This is a genomic window from Bacillus sp. OTU530 (assembly GCF_038440375.1).
Genome location: NZ_JASATP010000012.1, coordinates 50,098 through 74,947, shown reverse-complemented (window position 1 = coordinate 74,947; position 24,850 = coordinate 50,098). Strand labels below are relative to the sequence as shown.

22 protein-coding genes are annotated in these 24,850 nt (G+C 39.6%); 14 read left to right on the top strand and 8 right to left on the bottom strand.

The features are described from left to right. Nucleotides 1–88: 88 nt before the first annotated feature. The 5 genes from AAHB12_RS11395 to AAHB12_RS11375 form a co-directional block, all read right to left on the bottom strand. Nucleotides 89–289: a hypothetical protein gene (locus AAHB12_RS11395; RefSeq protein ID WP_129729069.1), complete on the bottom strand. Its 201-nt coding sequence runs from the start codon at nucleotides 287–289 to the stop codon at nucleotides 89–91. A gap of 452 nt (nucleotides 290–741) precedes the next feature. After that, nucleotides 742–855 carry a YjcZ family sporulation protein gene (locus tag AAHB12_RS11390; protein WP_342045398.1) on the bottom strand — a complete coding sequence of 38 codons (114 nt, stop codon included), beginning with the start codon at nucleotides 853–855 and terminating at the stop codon, nucleotides 742–744. A gap of 217 nt (nucleotides 856–1,072) precedes the next feature. Further along, nucleotides 1,073–1,564 carry a hypothetical protein gene (locus AAHB12_RS11385; protein WP_129729067.1) on the bottom strand — a complete coding sequence of 164 codons (492 nt, stop codon included), beginning with the start codon at nucleotides 1,562–1,564 and terminating at the stop codon, nucleotides 1,073–1,075. Nucleotides 1,565–1,854: 290 nt separating this feature from the next. Further along, on the bottom strand, nucleotides 1,855–3,372 hold the full coding sequence (locus tag AAHB12_RS11380; RefSeq protein WP_342045397.1) for a response regulator transcription factor: 1,518 nt from the start codon (nucleotides 3,370–3,372) through the stop codon (nucleotides 1,855–1,857). Beyond that, nucleotides 3,369–5,108: a cache domain-containing sensor histidine kinase gene (locus tag AAHB12_RS11375; protein ID WP_342045396.1), complete on the bottom strand. Its 1,740-nt coding sequence runs from the start codon at nucleotides 5,106–5,108 to the stop codon at nucleotides 3,369–3,371. Before AAHB12_RS11375 ends, AAHB12_RS11380 begins: the two co-directional genes overlap by 4 nt. A gap of 422 nt (nucleotides 5,109–5,530) precedes the next feature. On the opposite strand from AAHB12_RS11375, the gene AAHB12_RS11370 reads away from it, so the two are divergent. The 4 genes from AAHB12_RS11370 to AAHB12_RS11355 all read left to right on the top strand — a co-directional run bounded on the left by AAHB12_RS11370 (nucleotide 5,531) and on the right by AAHB12_RS11355 (nucleotide 11,136). Next, nucleotides 5,531–6,805 (top strand): ABC transporter substrate-binding protein, encoded by a 1,275-nt coding sequence (locus AAHB12_RS11370; RefSeq protein ID WP_342045395.1) that lies wholly within the window; start codon nucleotides 5,531–5,533, stop codon nucleotides 6,803–6,805. A gap of 272 nt (nucleotides 6,806–7,077) precedes the next feature. Beyond that, complete coding sequence (locus AAHB12_RS11365; protein ID WP_129729101.1) at nucleotides 7,078–7,950, top strand: carbohydrate ABC transporter permease; 873 nt, start codon at nucleotides 7,078–7,080, stop codon at nucleotides 7,948–7,950. Next, nucleotides 7,950–8,765 carry a carbohydrate ABC transporter permease gene (locus tag AAHB12_RS11360; protein ID WP_342045394.1) on the top strand — a complete coding sequence of 272 codons (816 nt, stop codon included), beginning with the start codon at nucleotides 7,950–7,952 and terminating at the stop codon, nucleotides 8,763–8,765. The genes AAHB12_RS11365 and AAHB12_RS11360 overlap by 1 nt, the downstream gene beginning before the upstream one ends. Nucleotides 8,766–8,904: 139 nt before the next feature. Beyond that, a complete protein-coding gene (locus AAHB12_RS11355; protein WP_342045393.1) occupies nucleotides 8,905–11,136 on the top strand; it encodes an alpha-galactosidase in 2,232 nt (743 codons plus the stop codon). A gap of 117 nt (nucleotides 11,137–11,253) precedes the next feature. Here the strand turns inward: AAHB12_RS11355 and AAHB12_RS11350 are convergent, their stop codons facing one another. Next, a complete protein-coding gene (locus AAHB12_RS11350) occupies nucleotides 11,254–11,928 on the bottom strand; it encodes a TerC family protein (RefSeq protein WP_342045392.1) in 675 nt (224 codons plus the stop codon). Between the two features lie 396 nt (nucleotides 11,929–12,324). Between AAHB12_RS11350 and mecA the strand changes: the two genes are divergently transcribed. From mecA to AAHB12_RS11300, 10 genes are all read left to right on the top strand, one after another. After that, nucleotides 12,325–12,996: an adaptor protein MecA gene (mecA, locus tag AAHB12_RS11345; protein WP_342045391.1), complete on the top strand. Its 672-nt coding sequence runs from the start codon at nucleotides 12,325–12,327 to the stop codon at nucleotides 12,994–12,996. Nucleotides 12,997–13,258: 262 nt separating this feature from the next. Then, nucleotides 13,259–14,797 (top strand): cardiolipin synthase, encoded by a 1,539-nt coding sequence (cls, locus tag AAHB12_RS11340; RefSeq protein ID WP_129729059.1) that lies wholly within the window; start codon nucleotides 13,259–13,261, stop codon nucleotides 14,795–14,797. Between the two features lie 62 nt (nucleotides 14,798–14,859). Then, complete coding sequence (locus AAHB12_RS11335; RefSeq protein WP_165350831.1) at nucleotides 14,860–16,032, top strand: competence protein CoiA family protein; 1,173 nt, start codon at nucleotides 14,860–14,862, stop codon at nucleotides 16,030–16,032. 120 nt (nucleotides 16,033–16,152) lie between these two features. Further along, nucleotides 16,153–17,976, top strand: coding sequence for an oligoendopeptidase F (gene pepF / locus AAHB12_RS11330; RefSeq protein WP_129729057.1), 1,824 nt, complete (start codon nucleotides 16,153–16,155; stop codon nucleotides 17,974–17,976). Nucleotides 17,977–18,231: 255 nt separating this feature from the next. After that, on the top strand, nucleotides 18,232–18,555 hold the full coding sequence (locus tag AAHB12_RS11325; RefSeq protein ID WP_129729056.1) for a PadR family transcriptional regulator: 324 nt from the start codon (nucleotides 18,232–18,234) through the stop codon (nucleotides 18,553–18,555). Further along, complete coding sequence (locus AAHB12_RS11320) at nucleotides 18,548–19,108, top strand: DUF1700 domain-containing protein (RefSeq protein WP_129729055.1); 561 nt, start codon at nucleotides 18,548–18,550, stop codon at nucleotides 19,106–19,108. Before AAHB12_RS11325 ends, AAHB12_RS11320 begins: the two co-directional genes overlap by 8 nt. Then, on the top strand, nucleotides 19,101–19,904 hold the full coding sequence (locus AAHB12_RS11315) for a DUF4097 family beta strand repeat-containing protein (protein WP_342045390.1): 804 nt from the start codon (nucleotides 19,101–19,103) through the stop codon (nucleotides 19,902–19,904). The genes AAHB12_RS11320 and AAHB12_RS11315 overlap by 8 nt, the downstream gene beginning before the upstream one ends. 507 nt (nucleotides 19,905–20,411) lie before the next feature. After that, on the top strand, nucleotides 20,412–20,780 hold the full coding sequence (locus AAHB12_RS11310; RefSeq protein ID WP_342045389.1) for a CidA/LrgA family holin-like protein: 369 nt from the start codon (nucleotides 20,412–20,414) through the stop codon (nucleotides 20,778–20,780). Then, nucleotides 20,774–21,466: an LrgB family protein gene (locus tag AAHB12_RS11305; RefSeq protein ID WP_342045427.1), complete on the top strand. Its 693-nt coding sequence runs from the start codon at nucleotides 20,774–20,776 to the stop codon at nucleotides 21,464–21,466. Before AAHB12_RS11310 ends, AAHB12_RS11305 begins: the two co-directional genes overlap by 7 nt. A gap of 333 nt (nucleotides 21,467–21,799) precedes the next feature. Continuing rightward, the gene (locus tag AAHB12_RS11300; RefSeq protein WP_342045388.1) at nucleotides 21,800–22,249 is read left to right on the top strand and encodes a Dps family protein; all 450 of its coding nucleotides are present in this window, start codon (nucleotides 21,800–21,802) and stop codon (nucleotides 22,247–22,249) included. A 770-nt stretch (nucleotides 22,250–23,019) separates the two neighbouring features. Here the strand turns inward: AAHB12_RS11300 and AAHB12_RS11290 are convergent. Both AAHB12_RS11290 and AAHB12_RS11285 read right to left on the bottom strand, forming a co-directional pair. Further along, nucleotides 23,020–23,916 (bottom strand): ClpXP adapter SpxH family protein, encoded by an 897-nt coding sequence (locus AAHB12_RS11290; protein ID WP_342045387.1) that lies wholly within the window; start codon nucleotides 23,914–23,916, stop codon nucleotides 23,020–23,022. Continuing rightward, entirely contained in the window at nucleotides 23,916–24,314 is a 399-nt protein-coding gene (locus tag AAHB12_RS11285) for a globin domain-containing protein (protein ID WP_129729048.1), read from the bottom strand. Before AAHB12_RS11285 ends, AAHB12_RS11290 begins: the two co-directional genes overlap by 1 nt. Nucleotides 24,315–24,850 lie beyond the last annotated feature (536 nt).

Below are 24,850 nucleotides of genomic sequence, written 5' to 3'. Positions count from 1 at the left end.
AAAAGTCGCTTGTCAATCGACAAGCGACTTTTTATGTTGGTGAAAAAGAGACTGTTAAAGCAGTGTCAGCAAGCTGAGAGACGTAGCTTCACTCCTGTGGCGGAAGACCTACTGTTTGTTGTGAAGACATTTGTTTTTGTGCTTCGACAACAGGATTACCTTTATGTAACTCTTGATCCTGTTTCTTCTGCATATGCCCCGTTCCAATGCTATGTTCTCCGCTCCATGATGCCTTAGATTGTACCTTTGATTTCATTGTTGCTGAGTCATTTGCCGTAAAATCTGTCAATTGAATAGCTCCTCTCATTTTATATTCATGCCTTAGGTTACCCGGGAGAATCACTTATTATATGGCGAGGTACTGAGAAATTCCATTTTAAATAAACTAATGTGAATGAGAAATAATGTTTAATTTCTTGTTTCACAGAAAGTTATGTATTTCAAAAGAAGGAAGATAATATAAACATTAATTCCTTTTTAGGGTGAAAACGTATGAATATTGACAGATGGATTTTAATAGGCTTTTCGTTTTTATGCATTATTGCAATCTGCCGTTTTCGGCAGTTTTGCTAAAATATTATGAAGCGACCACTGACAGTCTCCAAATAGGGCTGTTTTTGCTTTTAAAGTATAGTTCTTCAATTTTTATAGAGAAGGCTATTTTTGTTATTTTGCAAACAAAAAGCTCCTGCTATTGAGACAGGGGCCTGGCGTTCACAGGAGCTTTTTAATAGTTTTTTATTACCAACCGTATCCGTATCCGTGACCACACCAACAAGCTGCGCCAACGATAATTAATAAGATAAACAATACAACAATTAAAGCGAAGCTATTACCATGAGCATATCCACTCATATATTTATTCCTCCTTCACAATGAATATATTGAGAACAATGTAATGAAGCATCATTACAACCAGATAGAGCAGTGAATAATGTATCCTATGTTTTTTGGTAATTATTGAGCTAGGTCACACTGTAAATAGGCTTCTTAGGTTTAGTGTATAAAACTTTGTGTACATAATAGCAACTATTATTAGGTTATGTGTAACAGGCATTTTCTATAATAAACGCTAACACCAAACTACTATTCTATAGGGGGTGGTTTGAGCGGGAATACTTGTTGTGGCAGGTCCGTAGATAACAATTAGATTTCGGTTCGTAAGGCTTCTTGAAAAGGGTTGCCCATTTGTTAATACTATTTGGGTATAGGGGGATAAATTTAATCGTAATTGTCCATCACTGCTCTCCAGCTGACTATTAAAATAATCTACTTTTACATTCTGATAAGGGCTATCTTTCACCATTACAAGTGCTCGATATTGTGGTGGGTATATAAGAGGAACAGGTGCATTCCCATCATAATATCCAGTTACTCTATCTCCTACTGCCACCATTACATGGTCTACAAAGTAAGTGGTGGGTGAAACCACGAAATTTACTATTGTTCCCGACCCGTCTTCTACAGAAATTAATTTATAACAACCTTCTCCTTCGCCATTTTGCCCCATAACAAAATCACTAATCATGGTGACAGTCCCATGAAAGGAATAAAATTTTATCATTTTCATACCTCCATTGCTTTAAGGCGAGTGTGGACCGATTATCCCCCAAAAACAGTAGGTAATTACTTTGTGTACAATATGTAGCTGAAAACCTATATGACTGTGCGGGTGCCCATAAACGTTATGAAAATCTTGTATATAGTGAGAGTAAGGGCTCATACGAACAAAAAAGACCCTGATTTCCACTTTAGAGTAGAGAAAGAAGTCAGGGTTTTATTTTTCATAAGTTTTATTATTTTTTAACAGATTTTCCGGAAAGAAGTCCCTTTGTGGGAAAAACGTGTTAACGTTTAAGTGGTGGTAGTTGACGTATTCTCCATTTTAAACTGATTGCGGAACTCGGAAGGATAGCAGCCGACGAATTCTGTGAAAAGCTTAGTAAAGTGGCGGGTGCTATAATACCCAACTGCTTCTGCAACTTGTTGAACCTGCATAGTATCGTTTAATAATAACTCCTTCGCTTTCAGAATACGTGTCTTCATAATGTATTTTGTAAATGTAATACCTGTTTTTTTATGGAAAAGAGTGCTTAAATAATTAGGCGTTACATTTAGCTGTTCTGCAATCTGGCCAACACCAATATTGTTCATATAATTTTGATCGATAAATGCAATAGCTTGATCTACAAGGTCTGTTTGACGATTTTCATTTTTTTGGTTTTGGGCAAGCAGCTGACTGCCGTGATGTTGGAGCTTTTGAATCCAGGTATTCACGTCTTCTTCTGCTTGGAGTGAGCAGCCAAGCGCATAATGAAGAAAAAGGCAAATTTGTGCTTTGCTTTGTTTGCTCAGCTTTGCATTTAGAAGTGCCTTTTCGAAATCAGTTACTGTCTTCATATAGTTGAGGTAGATTTCCGCTTTATAGTAGTCAGACAGTTGAATGAGAATGCAGCTCAGTTCAGTTATATGTGAGTCTGTCTGATAAGCGGATAGCTGCTCAATACCCCACTTTTTATGAATTCCTCCGATAGTTCGAAGGGCAGATAAATCTAGTATTTTGTTTATTTGCTGCTGAAAATCTTCAAATGAGGAGCAGTCGGCACTTTGGATGGCTGTAATGGCCGCATTTTCATTAGAGAAATGGATGATCATCTCATTAATCTCACCAAAATACTCTTGGATTTTTGTTTTTCCTGCTGTTTGTTTCGTATATTTCCAACAGCCAACGGTAAATACCTCTCCTGTAGGGCGTGTATAAATCGCTATTTTTGCGTCTCCTCCGATGTGTCTGTAAGCACACTGTCTTAAAGCTAGAGAGAATTGTAAGAGTATGTCTGCTTTTTGCTTTTCCTCTAGGTGACTATCTATAAAGAAAGTAGCACAAAGAAAAGCGGTGTCCATGAGTGTGTCTTGATTATTTGTATCTTCAATGGAGCTTAGCCTGTGGGCGAGAGCTATCATTTGATTCTCAAACTGTGAGTTACGAAATAATTTGTGTTTTTCATGTTTTTTCAGCCATCCTTGCAGGGCTTCTTCCAATTCTTCAGGGCTTACAGGCTTTAATAAGTAGTTGTCAGCTCCAAGGCGAATGGCTTCACGTGCATAGTTGAATTCGGAAAAACCGGTCAGAATAATCCAGCTCGTTTGGGGCGAGAGCTTTTTGCCGCTCTCAATCGCTCCTAGGCCGTTTAGCTTTGGCATTTGGATGTCAATGAACACGAGATCAGGCTCATACTCCTGCACTAATGCAAGGGTTTCTTCACCATTAGCTGCTTCTCCGACGATAGATACGGGAAGTTCTAATTCCTCTAGCATGCTTCGAAGACTGGCTCTTACTAGACTTTCATCATCCGCAATCACAACTCTCATATGGTCACTTCCTTTTTTGGGATTTGAATTACAACAGCTGTTCCTTGTCCAACTTGACTGTGGATTGTAAAGGTAGAGCCGGGATAGGCCATCTTTAGTCGCACTTGAATGTTAGAAAGACCCACACTTATTTTTTCTTTCTTTTTTGTCATATCAAACCCAGCTCCATCGTCTTTAACAGAAATGCATAAAAATGCTTGACCATCTTGCTCTTCTAGGTGAGCAGAGATATGAATGGAACACGGGTGCTCTGATGCTTCCAAGCCATGGATAATCGCATTCTCAACGAGAGGCTGTAGAAGTAATTTCGGTATTTTATAGTTAGAAACAGTATCATCCAAATGGATATGAGTTGTCATCCGCTCTTGGAAGCGCATTCCCTGAAGATGACAATATTTTTCTAAGAACTTGAACTCCTCACCAAGGGTTGACCAATCAGCCTGATCTAAAGTATACCGCAGCATGGAGCTTAATGATAAAATTGCTTTTTCTAATGTTTTACGATCTCCCAGCCGGTTCAACCCAATAAATCCATTTAAGGTATTATACAGAAAATGGGGTTGAATTTGTGATTGCAGAGCACGATATTCAGCATTTCGTTGATTGAGAACCGCGCGATATTCTCTGTCAATCAAGTCGTTCACCTTTGAAATCATTGTATTGAATGCATTCCCAAGCAGGGCAATTTCATCTTGCCCGTGGGTTTGCAGACGTACATCAAAATGACCACGCTCTACTTGCTTCATGACTCGAACCATTTCCTGAAAAGGACGGAGAATCCAACGTGACAGCACAAAGAAAAGAAAGAAAGTAATGCAAACTCCGCTTACGGCAAATAAAATACCGATGGTGAACATCCAATGAACTTTAGCGGCAATTTCTGACTTTGACAGCAAAACAACCAACTTCCAATTGGAAGGCTGTATAACCTTAGAAACGACAACATAGGAGTCACGGCCATCTTTTACAACCTCAGGCTCGTCTTGAATTTGCTCACGCAATGATTCTGATAGAGTTTTACTGGAAAAAAATAAATCCCCACGGTCATCCATAATCGTGATAATGGAGCTTTTATTGTTTAAATCTATGCCTTTAATTATTTTTTCAAAGGCTCTCATATCAGCATCAGCCATTATTACAGCTAAAGGGCGTTGTGTCTCCGGATCCTTAATAAGCCGAGCCACAGAAAATACTTGAACTGGTTTGGAGTTCGTGATGTAATCCTGGACATGTGTTGGAATGAATGTAACCTTGCCATTGTTGGCTTTTGCCCGGTTATACCAATCCTGCTCCGTATAAGGGTAGTCAGCAACCTCGGTTCCACTGTTTCGCGAATGGACAAAGGAAGAACCGTTTCGTGTTGTAATGATCATAGAAAGAATGTCTTCTCTTGTAAATTGTAAATATTTTGGAAGAGATTCATAGAGAGCACGGTTTACCATGAGCTGCGTATAGGGTTCCGCTGTTTCATATTGATTACTGGCTACCTGCTGCAGAGCAAACATAATATTCTCGTTCAGGTAAGGAATAATCGTAATGCGTGATAGGTCATCCAGGTAAGTATTAATATTATTGCTTAAAGATGCCAATGTGCTTTCAGTCAGCTTCTCTGTTTCCTTTGAAATCAAATATTGGTAATAATAAGGCATGATGATGGAAATGATAAGAACAGGAATTACAATAATGATTAAGTAGAATGTAGATAGCTTAAATCGTAACGAGTAAGCGAGTTTCATAGTTGCTGCTGCACCTTCCTATTACCAGTTTGGTTGTATCTATGCCGCCTAAATGCGTAAATGTGATAAATCGTTTTCGTTAATAAGTTTAGCAGAATAGTATTAATGTTAACAATTATTTGTAAATATTTACATTGAAATGGAATTTAATTTCTCCATCATATAAACATATATTGGGAAGAATAGCAAGAGCATCGGAGGAAAGGATGGAAAAGGAAGAGTGGAGAAAAGAGCGCTTTCATTGTAGTTTTACGTCACATGAAAACGCGTTCAAAGGTGATAGAATACAGATAAGCAAGAGATAACGGATGGAATGAACGCAGCATTTACGGTAGCATAGGGGGATGTAAAGAAAAAAAGTTACAGTTAGTGAAACGTTCCTTATCAGACGTTATGGCTTAAACATATTAAGGGGGATTCATATGAAGAAGAAGGTTGCTACTACTCTCGTAACAATGTTATCTGCAGTTACACTCTTTGGCTGCTCAAGCGGAGAAAAATCATCCACCGAAGCGAAAGGTGATCAGGTGAAATTGACCGTTTTCAGTTCAGCAAGTGAGCAGGAAACAAAAAACGCAATGACAAAAATAACAGAGAGCTTTGAAAAGGAAAACCCAAGCATTGATGTAGAGATTCAATTCCCAGGCCAGGATTATGAAAATATGATGAAGGTTAAAATGGCAGCAAATGATTTACCAGATGTGTTCGACACGCATGGCTGGTCTAAAATCCGCTACGGTAAGTATTTAGCTGATTTAAAGGATCAGGAGTGGGCATCTCAATTGACGGATTCAATAAAACCGGTTATTACTGATGAACAAGGAAAAGTTTATGCTTTACCGTTAAATGAAGCGAAGGATGGCATCACTTATAACGCGGAAATCTTAGAAAAATACGGAATTTCAGTACCTAAAACAATGGACGAACTCATCGCAGCTGGTGAGAAAATTAAAAAAGAAAGTAACGGAAAAGTTACACCGTTTTTCTTCTCCGGAATCGATTCATCAACAATTGGACAATTCTTTGATTACTTTGCAACACCTTTATTGATTAGTCCAGAAAAGAACTACGCGGATGCTCTATTAGATGGCAAGTTTGATTGGTCCGGATGGACAGCTCTTCCTGAAAAGCTTAAGGAAATGAATGACAAAGGTTTAATTAACAAAGACGTCCTTACGGCAAAACGAAGCGATATACCTCAAATGTTTGCTAACGGAGAAGTGGCCTTTCTATTTGATGGACCTCAATCTGTCACACAAGCTAAGGAAATGAATCCGAAGGTGAAAGTTGGATATATGCCGGTACCAGCAATGGTTGCAGGCGATGAACCAGCGTTCTCAGGCGGAGAAAGATATACGATGGCTGTATGGAAGGATTCCAAGCATGTTAAAGAAGCTAAAAAGCTATTAGCGTACTTTGCTAAGACTGAAAACTTAAAAACAATGGCAGAAACTACAGGCTTACCTGCAGGCATCAAGGGTGTTAATGAGGATTTAGGCGATTTGACAAAATATTATCAAGAGTATGCTTCCACACGTGTATTCCCTTACTTTGACCGTGTATATCTGCCAAACGGTATGTGGGATGTTCTTTGCACACAAGGACAAGAACTACTTGCAGGATCGATTACGCCTAAGCAATTCTCCGAAAAAATGGAGAAAGAAGTGGAACGTTTGCACAGCCAGCAGCAAAAATAAAGAAAACTCGCCGATTGGCAAGCCCTACTTATACTGTATTCCTAAAATTTCCGACTACGTCGAATTCGCTTCTCGCTGGAAATTTATGCTTTCTTACAGTGTAAAGGAAGTCTTCATCCTGCTGATAGGATATAGAATAAAAAATTGTGAGGGTTGCTTAGATGGGTAACCCTCACATTAAAAATAGGAGTGTGGGAGAAGTGGAGGAAAAAATTGCTGTTAGAGAACGTTATATACAGCCAAAGGCAAAGAGGAAAAGCTCATTTGCCAAAATGTTTAAGGGAAGCTCCCCTTTCTGGTTAAATTTGATGTATTTACCAGCCTTGCTTTTGTTTTGTGTCTTCATTTTTTACCCTTTCATAAATGGGCTTAAAATTTCTTTTACAAACTGGGATGGTTATTCGCAAACCTTCAGTTGGGTAGGATGGGAGAACTATCAAAGAATGTTTTCTGATCCTAATATTTTAACAGTTATTAAGAATACGCTCATTTATGGGGTCGGAAGTACATTGTTCCAAAATGTGTGCGGTTTATTGTATGCGCTTTTATTAAATCAAAGTATTAAATTCAGAGGAATTGTACGGACGATTGTATATTTGCCAGTTATTATCAGTCCTCTTATTATGGGATTCATTTGGTACTTTTTCTTTCAATTCAAAGGTGGAGCATTGAATGATATTGTTTTGCTATTCCAAGATGAACCTCTCAACCTACTAGCAGATCCTAAGCTGAATGTTTGGATTTTAACATTTGTAAACACATTCCAGTATATGGGGATTGCAATGGTTATTTATCTAGCTGGTTTGCAATCGATTCCAAGCGATTATTATGAAGCAGCTGAACTAGATGGCGCTTCTAAGTTTGGACAGTTCTGGAATGTTACCCTTCCGTTATTAATGCCATCGATTACGATTAACGTTGTTTTGAACTTAATTGGCGGTTTGAAGCTATTTGATGTCATTGTGGCGTTAACAAATGGAGGTCCGGGATATGCATCACAATCATTATCGACAATGATGTATAAAATTTATTTTGCCAGTCAGGATGCTGGCTATGCTGCATCACTAGGGAATCTGATGTTTGTACTTATTTCCGTCATTAGCATGTCAGCATTAGTTTATTTAAGAAAAAAGGAGATTGCGTGATGAAGAAAAATAAAACATGGATGCTGCCCCTCATGATTGTAATCAGCATTGCCCATATCATTCCTTTTTATCTATTGCTTACAACCTCGCTAAAGGGAATGGGGGATACAAGCTCAAAATGGCTTCTCCCTTCTTCGTGGTCTGTCGATAATTTTAAAGAAGTTTGGGAACAAGCGCATCTGCAGTCAGCTTTTTTCAATAATGTCATTATCACAGCGGTTTCTGTAGTCCTTGTCATTATTCTAGGATCATTTGCGGCCTATCCGTTAGCAAGATACAAAACTCGTTTGAATAAAAGCATGTATTTGATCTTTATTTCAGCGCTCATTGTACCGCCGCTTACTATTTTAGTACCGCTTTACAAGTTTATCGTTGACATTGGGGGAATGAACTCGTACTGGGCGATTATCCTCCTGCACGTAACCTTCAATTTACCAATGACAATCTTCTTATTTACTGGATTTATTAGCACGATTCCACAGGAGCTGGATGAGGCAGCGATGATGGATGGAATGAGCCGATTCGGGCTATTCTTCCGAATTATTATGCCGCTTTTAAAACCAGTTACGGCAACGGTAACTATTTTGACAGGGGTTAATGTTTGGAATGACTACCAATTCTCCGTCTTTTTCCTGCAAAGCACAGAGGCAAAGACGGTTACAGTTTCCCTAGCGGCGTTCTTCTCTCAATATACGAACAATGTTGGCTGGGTGGCTTCAGGGTCACTTCTAGCAGCGCTGCCAATTATCGTTTTATACTTGTTCCTGCAAAAGTATTTCATTAGCGGTTTATCGTCTGGAGCGGTAAAAGGATAATATGCGGCTGTCCAATTAAATGGGTGAGAATTGTAAATTCGCTTGGTATCTGCTAAGTTTTGCAGGATACCAAGCGAAGATATTTCAATTCGGCTATACGTTTCTACAGTGCAAAAAATCATGAAGGTAGGAATAGCAAGTGAGTATATTTATTAATGAACAAGAAAAGACGTTTCACTTAACGAATGATAAAATTAGTTACATTTTCCGTGTTATGGAAAATAAGCAGTTAGAACATATTTATTATGGAAGTAAAATCGTTTTTTCTGATTCTGTTAGTCGCTTAGTTGAAAGAAGTTTCCGTCCTGTATCTGTTGTCGAGTTTGATAATGACTTAACTACTTGTTTGGATAGCATTAAACAAGAATTTCCATCAAGTGGTGGCGGCGATTTCAGAGAAGCTGCTATTGATGTCTCTTTTGAGAATGGTTCTCATATATTAGAGCTAGAATATAATTCGTATAAAACAGCTAAGGGAAAAACAAAGCTTCTTGGTATGCCAGCAACTTTTGCCAATCAAGATGAGTGCGAAACGTTAACTATCTTTATGAAGGATGAATTGTCAGGTTTGGAAGTAGAATTGAACTATACGATATTCAATACTCTTCCTGTTATTACAAGATCAGTACGCCTGCACAACAATGGTAATGAAAATATTACAATTGAACGATTATTAAGCGCCAGTGTGGATATTCCGGATCAAAAATATGATGTCATTCACCTATCTGGCTTATGGGGCAGGGAAAGACATTTTTATCGTTCTCCAGCTGAACCAGGAGTTAAAGCAGTATATTCAACTCGCGGGGCAAGCAGCCACCACCATAATCCTTTTATTGCGTTGGCGCATCCAGAAGCTACAGAAAATCATGGCAATGTATATAGTATGAACTTAGTGTACAGTGGGAACTTTCTAGCTCAAGTGGATGTGGATAACTACTATGTCAATCGTTTAATGATTGGTATCCATCCAAACCGCTTCCAATGGAAATTAAAACCACATGGTGAGTTTTATTCCCCAGAAGCAGTGCTTGTATTTTCAGATAAAGGTTTGAATGGTATGAGTCACGCTTATCACGATTTATATAACAATCATTTAATTAATCCTAAGTGGGCACATAAAGCTCGTCCTGTGGTCATGAATAACTGGGAAGGAACCTACTTGGATTTTACGGAAGACAAAATCATCAGTATTGCGGAAACAGCGAGTGAGTTAGGTGTGGAATTATTTGTATTAGATGATGGCTGGTTTGGAAAGCGTGATTTAGATAATTCATCATTAGGTGACTGGTATGTGAATAAAGAAAAGCTTCCCAACGGAATTGATGGTTTAGCGAAGAAGGTAAACGATTTAGGAATGGAGTTTGGCCTGTGGTTCGAACCAGAAATGTCTAACAGTGACTCTCATATAATGAAGGAACACCCTGAATGGATTATCGGGACACCAGGGCGTTTTAGAAAACCGGCTCGCTTTCAATATGTACTGGATTATGGTAATCCAGAAGTGGTAGAACATATTTTTGAAATGATGGATGACATCTTAAGTAATGCGAACATTTCTTATGTTAAATGGGATATGAACCGGAATATTTCTGAAGCATATTCAGCTTATTTAGATTCAAAATCACAAGGGGAGTTAATGCATCGTTATATCTTAGGCGTCTACACTTTATATGATAAATTACTGGAAAGGCACCCTAATTTACTAATTGAATCTTGTGCATCAGGCGGCGGACGATTTGATCCTGGAATGCTTTATTATGCTCCACAAACATGGACAAGTGATGATAGTGATGCAATCGAACGCCTGAAAATTCAATACGGTACCTCAATGGTTTATCCGGTTAGTTCTATAGGAGCACATGTATCTGCTGTTCCTAACCATCAAGTTGGACGAATTACTCCACTTGATACTCGTGCAAATGTAGCGTTTTTTGGTGTATTTGGATATGAATTAGATCCAAATAAATTAACAGAGGAAGAAATGCAAGAAATCAAAGAACAAATTAAATACTACAAAAGAAATCGTGAACTATTATTATTTGGAGAGTTTACCCGTTTAGCTAGTCCTTTTGAAGAAAACGAAACCATGTGGATGGTAAAAACAAAAGATAAAGAACAGGCAATCGTAGCATGGTTCCAAGTGCTGTCTATTCCCAATGATGGCTACCGAAGAGTAAGGGTTCCAGGATTAGATCCTAGTGCTCTATATGAGATTGAAGAAAATGGCTTGCAGTATACAGGCAGTGAGCTAGAAAACATCGGAATTGTATTAACACCGCCAATCAGGGGAGAATTGGGCTTTGATGATACAGCTATTATGAATAAACGAGATTTTGATTCCAAAATATTTACACTTAGAAAAGTGAAATAACGACAAAGGGTGTCCTAAGAGGCTAGCAATGCGCTATCTTCTGGGACACCCTCTCCTTCTTTTGTGCGGATTAAGCCATTATGGATATTTACATGTTCATTCCTTATGTTGTTTCATTCAGTTATGCGCTTTCTTTAGCCTAATTTGATTGGCGATATACCCAGCTACCAACACACCGACAACTGCCGCTGCTGGAATTCCCGTCTGCAGAAAGATGTTTTCCTCAAGGAAGCTGGCTAGTCTTTCTTCATGGGTTGCCATTTTGCCGGCCGTATATGCTAAAATTCCAGAGCCGACATAAACGAGAATAGAGAACTTTTCCATTAGTACTAAAATGAGCTTGCTGCCCCATATAATGATAGGAATGGAAACAATTAATCCTAACACAACAAGAATAATATTTCCGTGTGCAGCACCGGCAACTGCGAGGACATTATCAAACCCCATTACGATATCAGCAAACACAATTGTACGGACGGCTGCCATTAAGGTAGGACTTGCTTGAATCTTGGAGAGATCTTCTCCTTCACCTGTAAGCAGGTTATAGGAGATAAATAGGAGCAAAACAGCGCCAATCAGCTGTAAAAATGGAATCACAAGCAGGTATACGGCAATAATTGTTAATAAAATACGAACAATAATGGCTAAACCTGTGCCGAGGAAGATGGCCTTATTGCGTTGAGTTTCCGGCAAATTACGGCTCGCCAAGGCAATGACAATCGCATTGTCTCCTCCTAAAACAATATCGATGCCTACAATCATAAGGATCGACATAAGAAAGTCAAAATCCATATGTATAGTCCCCCGTTTATTAGTTTTCTGTCTCAGTACTTTTAATCAATATAAGGGACAACGTTACGAACTGTCAAGAAAAGGAAATGATCTAAGTCTGTCGAAGAATTTTATGCTAACCGAGCGGAGAGAAAAGGCGTAGAAATGCTAGAGAAATGTCAAAAACGATTCATAGAAATGGCTAGAGCAGCCTTTTCTGCTTGTTTTTTGTAGGGCAAATGTCTGTTTTTTAAAAAAGCGGTAATTTTATTTCCATTTCGACGCTTCTTATCATAAAATGAGAGTACAAGATTTCCTAGAGGATTTTCCAGCATCGTGATATGATAGTACAAATGCACCATAGTCTAGGGGGGGTCCCTTCATCAAATATGCCAAATAGGAAGGGAGAGAGCAGAATTGGATATTGAAAGAATTAACGATCATACAGTCAAATTTTATATATCATACATCGATATAGAGGAACGCGGCTTTAACCGGGAGGAAATTTGGTATAACCGTGAAAAAAGCGAACAGTTATTCTGGGAGATGATGGACGAAGTACGCGACCAGGATGACTTCTTTGTCGACGGTCCGCTTTGGATCCAGGTACAGGCGCTTGAAAAAGGAATTGAGGTTATTGTAACGAGAGCTCAAATCTCAAAGGATGGTCAAAAGCTTGAGTTACCAATTGGTCTTGATAAAGTGATTGATATTCCGCTTGATGAACGGATCGAATCTCTATTCGAGCAGCAGCTTGAGCAGGAAGACTATACGTACTTAAGTCAGGATGGAACATTAGGGTTTCTTGTGAAGTTTCAAGATTTTGAAGATGTCATCTCATTAAGCCATTGTATCGCGCTTGAGGACATTCAAAATGAATTATATGTTTTTGACGGACGATACTATTTATATGTAGAATTTGATGAAGAGTTACACGATGAAGAGGAAATGGATAGCATTTTAAGCATTATTATGGAGTATGGCGAAGAATCTGCTATGACCATTCATCGTGTGCAGGAGTACGGTAAAACCGTAATCTCTGAAAGTGCCCTATCTGTCATCCGCAAAAACTTTTCTTTAAAAGCGTAGGCCGATTTCTTTATACTGAAATCGGCTTTTTCATTGTCGCATATAATAAGCAAAATGGATTGCTTCATCAGGCGGGAGCTTTTCCGCATAGAGAGTATACTACAGAGACCAGGCAATGAGAAATGTGAACACACTTTAAAGAAAACTCGCCGATTGGCAAGCTTTGCCTTTGGGCGAAGACAGACGCGTAATTGTCCTTATACTGTACTCCTAAAAGAGAAAGTAACGCTAGGAAATCTATCCTTTAGAAAGGGGGCACGATATGAAGAATGTTTTAAAACTTATCTTGTTTTTTATTCTATTATTTGCAGTTTTTCTTACTCTTCGTCTCGTGAATGATGCGACGTTTTATTCAGATTTGATACATAAAAACATTTCAGTATTTGGTGTACTGAGCGTGTTGTTTACCTTGTCGGCTTTTTTTATCGGTTTTGTGATTTTTCTTGAAAATCGACAACCGTCTAAAACGTTGACATGGCTCATTGTTCTCGGTATTTTCCCGGTCTTCGGCTTTTTTGCTTATTTATTATTTGGACAAAATTTTCGCCGGAAACGAATGTTTCAAAAGAAAGCGCTTCTGGATGAACAGGCATTTTTACAATATAAAGAAAACGAGAGGCAACAGCAGTTTTTAGCGGAGCATACGCATCAGGAACTGTTATTTCGCCTTGCGTCGCGTCTTGGTTCACTGAATATTTCCTTCCAGACTGAAACCAAGGTGTTAACAAACGGAGAAGAGACATTTTCTTCTATCAAAGAGGTGCTTGAGAAGGCGCAGCATCATATTCATATGGAGTATTATATCGTTCGTGATGATAAAATTGGAACTGAAATCCAAGAGATTCTTCTTCGTAAACAGGCGGAAGGGGTGAAGGTTCGATTTTTGTATGATGCTGTTGGCAGCTTCCGCCTCTCTAAAGCTTATGTGGGGAAGCTGAGAAGCGGCGGAGTGGAAATGCTTCCGTTCTTCCCAGTTCGTTTCCCTATTTTAAATGACAAGATTAATTATCGAAACCATCGGAAGATTATCGTCGTAGATGGTAAAGAAGGGTTTGTCGGGGGCTTAAACATCGGGGATGAATATTTAGGAAAAGATAAATATTTCGGCTTTTGGCGAGATACTCACTTGTATTTACGCGGCGAGGCAGTTCAAAGTCTGCAGATGATTTTTTTACAGGATTGGTTTTATATGACTGGTGAAGCAGCTCTGGATTCTATCTTGCTTAGTACGGAGCGCATCGAAGGAGAAGGACTTGGAGGTGTGCAGCTTGTGGCAGGGGGACCCGATAGTAAATGGGAGACCATTAAGCATTTGTACTTTGCGATGATTTCTTCAGCGCGTAAGTCCATTTGGATTGCTACACCCTATTTTATTCCAGATGATGATATTCTGGCCGCATTAAAGGTAGCTGCACTGGCCGGGATCGATGTGCGTTTACTCGTACCGAGCAAGCCTGACAAACGAACTGTTTTTTATGCGTCCCGTTCCTATTTTCCAGAGCTTCTTGAGGCAGGGGCAAAGATTTATGAATATGAAAGAGGTTTTTTGCATAGCAAGATCGTAATAGTTGATTTCTCTCTCGCTTCTATTGGCACTGCCAACATGGATATGAGGAGTTTTCATTTGAACTTTGAAATCAATGCATTTTTATATGACACAGCAAGCATTCATAAGCTTGTACAAGACTTTGAAGAAGATTTGACCGTTTCAAAGGAAATTCATATGGATCAGTTTAACAAGAGACGTCTTGTGATGCGTATTGTTGAATCCACATATCGCCTCCTGTCACCGCTGTTATAATCAAAGAAGAAGGACTCTTCGTTTTGTTTATAGAAATTAACAAGCGAAAGGAGTGTGGTATTTTGTTTGTAGCCTTAAAACAAAACGGAGAACGCCTTAACTTACTGCAGCCTCTTGGCAAGGAGCTGCTGCAGGAGATGCGTGAACGCGAGGTGTTTTTCTGCCCTGTTTGTGAAAGTGAGGTACAGCTGAAGCTGGGCACGAGGAAAAAATATCATTTTGCCCATAAGCGTACGATGGTGTGCAAGCTCGACTTAGAGCCGGAATCAGCATACCATCTCGCCGGAAAAGAAATGCTGTATCATTGGTTTAAGACCCAAGGTTTTTTAACGGAACCTGAAGTATATTTGCCCTCGATTCGCCAGCGTCCTGATTTACTGCTTACTCGTGCTGATGTACAAGCAGCGGTTGAGTTTCAATGCTCCCCTATTCCTACGAAAAGATTTTTGGAACGAACTCATTCGTATTGGCGCGAGGGCTTACGCGTATTATGGATTCTGGGTGGCAACCAGTATAAGCGCTATGCGGCCCACTGGCTTCGGCTTTCTTCTTTTCCTGCTTTATTTGCACAGAATAGAATTCCATATGTTCTCTATTTCTGTCCGGATCATGCTTCATTTTTCAAATGCTCTCCTCTTCTGCCGTTTTCCTCTTCCACATCATTTGCTCATACATTTGTCCATCGTATATCTTCAGCCACCATCTCTTCTATCTTTTCTCCATCCCTCTTTTCCTTTGAACAGCTGGAGCAGCAATGGCTGCAAAAGAAAAAGCGCTGGCGTATGGGCCAGTTTTTACATATGCGCCGCGGCTACGAAGAATTTTTTCAATACATGTATACGAAAGGAATTTCTCCGTCTCGTCTTCCAGCAGAAGCGGGTGTCCCGCTGCCCTCACTCCTTGCGATTCAAACGCCAGCTATCATTTGGCAAAGCCTTATTTTGTTTGATCTTATTGAACCGATGCGAGCAGGAGAGAGCCTCCCCTTTTGGCAAATCGTCCGCTATGTTGAACAGCACAGTGTTATTCAAAGGCGTGTTCTCCCTTATTATCCGTTTTCCTATTTTAAAAGGACGTTAAAGGAATATATGGCTTTTTTGTGCGCCAGCGATCTGATTGAACTTGTGTCAGGGCAAACATATCGAAGAAAGCAGGTAAGTATTGTGCCGCAAACAGAAGGGGAAGCATTTGCGAGAGATGAGGAGGCAATGAAGCATGCGCTCCTTCTTTTCTGAAATGAGCAGTCTGCAACATCAGCCGCCGAAAAACGGATATAATAGAAGCGTGCGGAAGGAATGAAGCAGCTAGAAGAGAATACTTATTACAGGCTCTTAATTAAAAAAGGAGGAATCAACATGGCGGAACAAAAAACAGCAAAGCAATTGCCAGCGCGTAACGAAGTACCTGTAGAATCGACATGGCGTCTCGAGGATATTTTTGCGACGGATGAACAATGGGAGGCTGAATTTCAGGAAATTAAAGAGATGCTTCCAAAGCTTGGCGAGTTTAAAGGGAAGCTTGGCAATTCTGCAAATGATTTGCTTGCAGCTTTTCAATATCAGGATGAAGTGACCATGCGCCTCGGTAAGCTGTATACATACGCTCATATGCGATACGATCAAGATACAACAAACTCCTTCTATCAAGCGTATAACGATCGAGCAAGAAACTTGTATGCACAGGCATCTAGTGAAATGGCTTATATCGTTCCAGAGATTCTTTCAGTTCCAGAAGAGAAAATCCAAGCGTTTTTACAGGAAAATGAAGAGCTAAAGGTGTATTCACATTCGCTTGATGAAATTAACCGCCAGCGTCCGCACGTGTTATCAGAGAGTGAAGAAGCGTTACTAGCGCAAGCATCAGAGGTTTTAGGCTCATCTAGTAACACATTTGGTATGCTAAATAATGCTGATTTGAAATTCCCATCTATCCAGGATGAAAATGGGGAAGAAGTAGAGGTCACGCACGGACGTTACATTCAGTTTTTAGAAAGTGAAGATCAGCGCGTGCGTCGTGATGCTTTTCAGGCGGTATACGACACATATGGTAAATATAAAAATACATTTGCAAGTACATTAAGCGGAGCGGTAAAGAAAAATAACTTCTATGCTCGCGTTCGCAAATATGATTCAGCGCGTCAAGCTGCGCTAAGTAATAATAATATCCCAGAAGCTGTGTACGATCAGCTTGTTAACACTGTAAATGATCACCTGCCTTTGTTGCATAGGTATATTGAGATTCGTAAGCGTGCCCTTGAGCTCGATGAACTTCATATGTACGATTTGTTCACGCCGCTTGTGAAGGAAGCAAAAATAGAGGTTAAGTACGAGGAAGCGCAGGATATTTTGCTAAAGGCGCTTGCGAAGCTTGGTGATGAATATGTATCAATTTTAAAAGAAGCATACGAAAACCGTTGGGTGGATGTACACGAAAACAGAGGGAAACGAAGCGGTGCGTACTCCTCGGGTACATACGGCACGAACCCGTATATTTTAATGAATTGGCAAGATAACGTGAATAACCTCTTCACTCTGGCCCATGAGTTTGGTCATTCTGTACACAGCTATTATACGCGTAAAACACAGCCATACGTATACGGGGATTACTCGATTTTCGTGGCAGAGGTAGCATCTACGTGCAATGAGGCACTGTTGAATGATTATCTGCTTCAAACAACAGAGGACAAGAAAAAGCGTTTATACTTGCTGAACCATTACTTAGAAACTTTCCGCGGCACAGTTTTCCGTCAAACGATGTTTGCGGAGTTTGAGCATGCAATTCATACGAAGGTGCAGGAAGGACATGCACTTACGCCGGATTTACTGACGTCCATGTACTATGATTTAAACAAAAAGTACTTTGGCGATGCGCTTGTGATTGATGAAGAAATCGGCCTAGAATGGTCTCGCATTCCTCACTTCTATTACAATTATTACGTATATCAATACGCAACAGGCTTTAGTGCGGCAACGGCATTATCGAAGAAAATCTTGGAGGAGGGCGAACCAGCTGTTGAGAAATATATTGGCCATTTCTTAAAGGCAGGAAGCTCTGATTACCCAATTGAAGTGCTGAAAAAGGCGGGCGTTGATATGACATCTCCAGCTCCTGTTAAAGAAGCCCTTCAAGTGTTTGAAGAAAAATTAAATGAACTTGAGCAGCTTTTGTTTGAGAAATAAAGAAAACTCGCCGACTGGCAAGCCCTGCACTTGGGCGAAGACAGAGGCGTAAAGGAAGGCGTGATTTTAGACGTCTTCCTTTTCTCATTTAGAAGTGAGAAAGTATAATGCATAACGTATCTTAACTAATAAAGAAACAAAAGTACCTTGCAATGAACAGTAGTGGATGATATATTTTTATCACAGAAGTATTCATCATGGCTTAGTACTATATAATAAATAGTACTGAATAATAATAGATAGGGTGATTTTACATTGAATGTGCAATTTAAAAAAGGTGTGTTGGAATTGTGTGTGCTTGTGCTATTAGATAAGCAGGATCGTTACGGATATGAATTAGTGCAGAAAATTTCAGATCAAATTGAAATATCTGAAGGCTCTGTATATCCGCTGTTAAGACGATTAACAAAAGAAGAATACTTTACAACGTACTTACAAGAATCGTCAGAAGGCCCTTCGCGTAAATATTACAAGCTAACGGAAAAAGGAAGAACATATCTTCATGAGCTGATTGCAGAATGGAATGAATTTTCGAATGGTGTAAATCAATTAATTAAAGAAGGTGGCTATGATGAATAAGGAACAATTTCTAAAGCAATTAGAGGGAAATTTAAAAGGAATTTCTACAGAGGAACGGCAGGATATTTTGCAAGATTACGAAGAGTACTTCGCTATAGGGAGAGAAGAGGGGAAAACAGAAGAAGAAATGACAGCTTCCCTCGGTTCTCCAAGTCAAATCGCTAGAGAGTTATCTGCTTCTCACCATCTTGAGAAGGTAGAAACAAGTACGACCGCAGGAAATATTATGCGCGCTGTATGGGCTGTTATTGGATTAGGCTTTTTCAACTTTGTTATCGTGATGGGGCCATTTATTGCTTTAGTCGGCGTCATGTTTTCCGGTTGGGCAGTAGGTGCGGCATTTGTTCTCTCACCGCTGCTTGTTCTGGTGAATGCAGTCATTACTCCAGAAACCTTTGAATTTTTTGATCTGTTCGTATCCTGTGCGCTTTGCGGAATCGGGTTGTTTATTGCAATTGGTATGTTTTTTGCAACAAAGGCTGTAACGAGCGGGTTTGTACGTTATTTAAAATTTAACATGGCACTTGTGAAGGGTGGGCTAAAACGTGAGTAATATAAAAAAATTGTCTCTCCTTGCACTAGCATTTTTGTTGGTTGGTGTAATAGGAGCTTTTATAACATTCGGTTCGCTAGAGAAGCAATCTTCTATTTCAGAAGAAAAAGTGATTGATAATCCTAACATTACCGCGGTACAGGTAGAAGCGGGTAATGCAGCCATCGAAATCCTCCCAACAACAGATGCGGCGGCTACAGTTTCGTTGTCAGGCACGGGAAATGATCATATGAAACAGAGGTTTTCTGCTGAGGTAGAAGGAACGACCCTTGCTGTTAAATTAGAAAGCCAGAAGCTCAAGCTTTTTAATTTTGATTTTCGCTTCAAGCCGCTAACGGTAAAAGTACTTTTACCTGAAAAGGTATATGAATCGCTGCAAATTGACAGCAATAATGGACGCGTGAAAGTAGAGAAAGTGAATGCTAACAACGTAAAGGCAGAGCTGAACAACGGAATGATTACATTAAAGCATATTGGGGCCAATGCTGTTGATGTAGAATCAGATAATGGAAAAATCCAATTAGAGTATGTGGAGGGAACCATTAAAGGGAAAACGTCAAATGGAAGGATTTTTGTTGTCACAAAGGACTTAGAACGGATGATGCAGCTTGGCAGCAACAATGGAAGCATCGAGATTCAAACAGAGAAGGATCCTGTGGATGTGGCGTTTGATGTGCATGTAGATAATGGGCATATTGATATCCTTGACAAATACGAGGGTAATGCAGTGATTGGCAAAGGCACACATGTAATTAAACTAACAACAAATAATGGGAGAATTACAGTGACAAAGTAAGAGTAGCTAAAGCAATTTTCGGTTAAGCTAGTAAAAAATCAAAGTCAGAGCAGATGTGGGAGCTTTCTAGACCACATCTGTTTTTTTTGCGTTAAGAACGTATAAATTTCTAGCTGGAAGACCATTCGACGTAGCGAGAAGTTTTAGGAATAAAATATAAGGGCAACTACGCCTCTGTCTTCGCCTAACGGCTCGCCAGTTGGCGATTTTACATATGTAAGAAAACTTTGCTATTGATGGAATGACATGCAGGAAGATTGAAGGCGTTTTCTGGATATTAAGTTAGATTTTATAACATTATTTTATCCGAAATCAAAGAAAGGTTGTTAGATTTACTTACTAAATTAAGAGCGGTACGAGATATCTTTCATATAATGAAATTATATTACATTTCTCCGATAGTAAAATCAGGATGTTCTGTTTGAGAAGGAGCGGCAGAACGGAAGTGTGTTAAGAGGGATTAGGTATATTTATGTTTGAACTTTCACAAAGTAGGGGGCGAAAGAATTGAAGGCTGTAGCTATTATACTGCAAATAGGGCTGTTATCCATTTTTTATATACTAGGGTCTTGGATTCAACAAGCTCTTCACCTTGCGATTCCAGGCAGCCTAATCGGGATGTTCCTATTGCTTGTACTGTTGTCGGTAAAGATTTTGCCATTGCGTTGGTTTGAGTTAGGGGGAGAAAAGCTTGTGGCAATTATGCCATTTCTATTGCTTCCGTCTACGGTTGGGTTAATGCAATACGGCTCCTTTCTTATACAAAAAGGAGGCAGCTTATTTGTCACCGCAATGATCAGTACGCTGCTAATTATTATTGTTGCGGGACATACTGGACAATACCTCGCGAAGAGAAGGGAGAAGGATGTATCTTGAATATATTGTATGCGCTTGGCTGGATCATTTTTACGATTGTGCTATATAGGGTAAGCAAGCAACTATATAAGTGGGTTCCTACTCCTCTTACAATGCCGGTGCTCACTGCGACCGCCCTCATCATTGCATGTCTGCTCATATTTCATATCCCCTATGAAGCATATATGAAGAATGGAGGGGATTGGATTACAAAGCTTCTTGGGCCAGGTATCGTTGCTTTTGCGATTCCGTTGTATAAACAACGGCGTGTCTTAAAGAAATACGTAGTACCGATTAGCGGTGGAGTGATTGTAGGGACGGTTGTAGCTATTAGCAGTGAGGCGGTCATCGCGCGTATGTTTGGAACAGATAGCAGCCTGATTCTCACTGCGTTGCCTAAATCGGTAACGATGCCAGTTGCGATGAGTGTATCGGAGCAAATTGGCGGTATTCCATCCTTAACAGCAGCATTCGTAATGATAGCAGGGATAACGGGAATGATGATGGGGCCGCTCCTATTAAAATGGAGTGGTGTAACGAACTTTATCGGAAAAGGAATTGGTGTAGGGTGTTCGTCCCATATTATGGGTGTCGCGCAATCAATGAAACGCGATGAACGAGAAGGAGTTGTCGGTTCAGTAACAATGACACTGACTGCCGTTTTAACTTGTTTGCTCGGGCCTTTGTTGGCTGGTATATTTGTTTGAATTCCCTCCCTACGCTTTACGAAGTTAAAGCAGGGGTACTCTTTCTGCAAAAGCTGATAGAACGTAAAAAATGCCCCCAGCAGGTGATTTGGAGGGCATTTTTTACTGTAGGAGAATTTGAGGAATACAGTATAAGGGCAACTACACCTCTGTCTTCGCCCAAGGGCAGGGCTCGCCAATCGGCGAGTTTTCTTTATATGATCTTTGTTTAAAGGGAATACTAAAGTTGTTAAAGTACGACTAGATTGCTTGAGTTTTTTAGAAAACATGTTATAATTTAAACATAATTATTAAATAATAATTATTATAATTAAAGAAAAGGTGGGAGATTATATGAGTACTAAAGTAGATATAAATGTAGTGAATGAGCTGAACAAGCAAGTGGCTAACTGGAATGTGTTGTATGTAAAGCTGCATAATTTTCATTGGTACGTGAAAGGACCACAATTCTTTACGCTGCATACAAAGTTTGAAGAATTATATACAGAAGCTGCTAACTATATTGATGAGTTAGCTGAGCGTATTTTAGCTCTAAAGGGACAACCTCTTGCAACGATGAAGGAATACTTAGGAGTTTCTACTATTGAAGAAAGTACAAGTAATGAAACGGCGGAAGAAATGGTCCAAATTCTTGTCAATGACTATTCTACGGTAATTTCCGAGTTGAAAGAAGGAATGAATATTGCAGCGGAAGCGGGAGATGAAACAACCGCGGACATGTTTTTAGCAATTCATACTGTATTGGAAAAGCATGTTTGGATGCTAAGTGCCTTTTCAAAATAACCGCAACAAACCCGTCAAGCAGAGCTTGACGGGTTTGTTGCATTTTATACTTTAAGAAAGTCTAAATTTCTAACCGGGAGGCCATTCGACGTGGCGAGAAATTTTAGGAATAAAGTATAAGTAGGGCTACGCCTCTGTCTTCGCCCAAGTCGTGCTTTTTCTAAGGCTTAAAGCCTTTAAATCTTTTGCGTTCGTTAATAAGGAGAACCAAGAACAGAATAGCTCCGAACAAGAGTGGGATAGATAAAACAAGGGGAAATGTCTTCAATAACGATAAAATATAGAGAGAAAATGTTATAAGTAAAAATGCTATACTTCCAAAGAACTTATATTTACCCAATGTTCTTTTCCACCCCCTTTCCGCCTACACTGTAAAAAAGTATAAATTCCTAGCTAGAAGTGAATTCGACATATCTGGAAATTTTAGGAGTACAGTGTGAGTGCAACTACCTCTCTGTCTTCGCCCAAGAGCAGGGCTCGCCAGTCGGCGAATTTTCTTTAATCAAGTATATTCAAAGCGAAAAGGATTTAGAATGTGGCATTTTTGGCGGGATTATAAGTGTAGAATATTGTCAAAGAGAGTCGGATGGCGCGGTTTAGAATGTGACGTTTTTGTGAAATAACAACTAAAAATGTTGTCAAAGAGAGTCGAATGTTGTAGTATAATAACTGTGAACGAATTCACAACAAACATATACCCCTTTGTTTGAACGTGAAAATTTCTCCCATCCCCTTTAATATTTTTATAAGCCGTAAAAGAAAGGACCCGACTATGCCGGGTCCTTTTCTTTTACATTGTATCGCCAATATACTTCTTTTTCTGATATCGTTTGGATGGCTTTTCCTGTTAAGAGAAGCTGTCTCATTTCGCGCATTGCTTCTGATAGCGACCGATTATAAATAACAGCCATTTCATCCGCAAATGTAAAAGCATATTGTTGTAAAAACTTTTCTAAAGAAGGCAACGGTTCTGGAATTAAGTCTTCATGTACAAGCTCCTGTAAGACTTGCACGTATACATCGTAAGGATACATGCCAGATAGCTTTAAACCCTCTTGTTCAGAATTGGAATGAAAGAATATAAGAGAAGGGATTTCTGTCACATACATTTCATTTGTAAACTTTAAATCACATTGAAATGCCTTTGTTGCACTCATAGAACATAAATCATGTTTAAACTCTTCCATATCAATTCCACTTTTTTCTGCACAAACGAGCAATAGCTCTTTATTTGGATGTGCTTCTCTTTGTAAAAACACCGATTCCTGCAATGTGCGGAGAAATTTCATGCCCGCTCTTCTTCCTTGCAGCTCTGCTGCTTTAATGGCAATGGAAGTCATGTATGGTGAGGAGGAGGAATGGCGCCTATTTAATTTACCATCACAGGAAAGACCATGAAGGCTTGATGTATTCTCCCACACAAATCGAATATGAGCAGGTTTATTCCATTTGTGTGCTGGAGAAATAGCAGCTGCTTCCTCCTTCCCAGTTAAGATATGCCGGATTGTAAAATAGTTGCCGTACTCCAGCCATAGCTTCATAATTAGCGGTTCAATTGACCAGCAGTCCATGCAGAGTGGATCAATAAATAAAAAGGCCTCCACCGGCTTTTTCCCACATTTGTGGGAGGTTGCGGGGTTTGCTGCATCAAATTTCGTTTTGTTCATTATGCCTCACCTGTTTCATCTGGTGTGTTAATCATATGGTTTGCTGTTAAAGTCAGGCGTTCAAAGACAAAATCACGAATGGGACCATGTATTCCTGTATCATTCATTGCTCTTTCCATACAAGCAAGCCATGCCTTTGCGCGTTTCGGCGTGATTGGAAACGGTAGATGCCGCGCACGCAGCATGGGGTGACCATGCTCCTCTGTATATAAACTTGGTCCACCTAAATATTGCGTTAAAAATTGCTTTTGCTTTCGCGCGGTTTCTGTCAAGTCATTCGGAAAAATGGGAGATAAATCCGGATGACGGCTTACATAAGAATAAAATGTATCAACCAACGCTGTGATCCCCTTTTCGCCGCCGATTGCTTCAAATGGTGAGATATGATTTCCGTTCATACAGCTCTGCTCCTTTCCCCGTAAAAGTATATTTATTGTAGCAATCTCCTTATGATAAGAGCAAATAATGCGAATTGTAATAAAATTTTTTAATCATTTTAAGAAAGTATAAATTTCCGGCTAGGAGTGAATTCGACGTAGTCGAAAATTTTAGGAATGCAGTATAAGGGCAACTACGCCTCTGTCTTCGCCTAAAGGCAGGGCTCGCCAGTCGGCGAGTTTTCTTTATCTACAGCATTTATTATCATTTGTTTAAAATAGGCTATTGATGTATTCTGCTTGTCCACACCAATGGAAGGCAAGTTGCATCTCCTAGTAGTAAGGAGGTGAAAACTGGTTGTTTCTAATTACTAAAAAATGGGTTATTATCAAAAAAATATATTGAGGTTTTGTGCTTACAGGATGTATAACTAAGGATCCCGTTTAACTGGAACAATGTTATGGTTGTCTTTACAGAGACAGGTGACACCTATTGTTTGAGCGAAAGCAGTCCCCTAGCGTGAGAATCCTGTGAGGTACACGTTTCCGAAAGGAGA

Coding starts and splice junctions, on each gene's coding strand:
- AAHB12_RS11290 (WP_342045387.1), bottom strand. CDS start 23,916: ATGAACAAAACGAAATTTGATGCAGCAAACCCCGCAACCTCCCACAAA.
- AAHB12_RS11375 (WP_342045396.1), bottom strand. CDS start 5,108: ATGAAACTCGCTTACTCGTTACGATTTAAGCTATCTACATTCTACTTA.
- AAHB12_RS11320 (WP_129729055.1), top strand. CDS start 18,548: ATGAATAAGGAACAATTTCTAAAGCAATTAGAGGGAAATTTAAAAGGA.
- AAHB12_RS11300 (WP_342045388.1), top strand. CDS start 21,800: ATGAGTACTAAAGTAGATATAAATGTAGTGAATGAGCTGAACAAGCAA.
- cls (WP_129729059.1), top strand. CDS start 13,259: ATGAAGAATGTTTTAAAACTTATCTTGTTTTTTATTCTATTATTTGCA.
- AAHB12_RS11370 (WP_342045395.1), top strand. CDS start 5,531: ATGAAGAAGAAGGTTGCTACTACTCTCGTAACAATGTTATCTGCAGTT.
- AAHB12_RS11385 (WP_129729067.1), bottom strand. CDS start 1,564: ATGATAAAATTTTATTCCTTTCATGGGACTGTCACCATGATTAGTGAT.
- AAHB12_RS11350 (WP_342045392.1), bottom strand. CDS start 11,928: ATGGATTTTGACTTTCTTATGTCGATCCTTATGATTGTAGGCATCGAT.
- AAHB12_RS11390 (WP_342045398.1), bottom strand. CDS start 855: ATGAGTGGATATGCTCATGGTAATAGCTTCGCTTTAATTGTTGTATTG.
- AAHB12_RS11380 (WP_342045397.1), bottom strand. CDS start 3,372: ATGAGAGTTGTGATTGCGGATGATGAAAGTCTAGTAAGAGCCAGTCTT.
- AAHB12_RS11285 (WP_129729048.1), bottom strand. CDS start 24,314: ATGAACGGAAATCATATCTCACCATTTGAAGCAATCGGCGGCGAAAAG.
- pepF (WP_129729057.1), top strand. CDS start 16,153: ATGGCGGAACAAAAAACAGCAAAGCAATTGCCAGCGCGTAACGAAGTA.
- AAHB12_RS11360 (WP_342045394.1), top strand. CDS start 7,950: ATGAAGAAAAATAAAACATGGATGCTGCCCCTCATGATTGTAATCAGC.
- AAHB12_RS11365 (WP_129729101.1), top strand. CDS start 7,078: ATGTTTAAGGGAAGCTCCCCTTTCTGGTTAAATTTGATGTATTTACCA.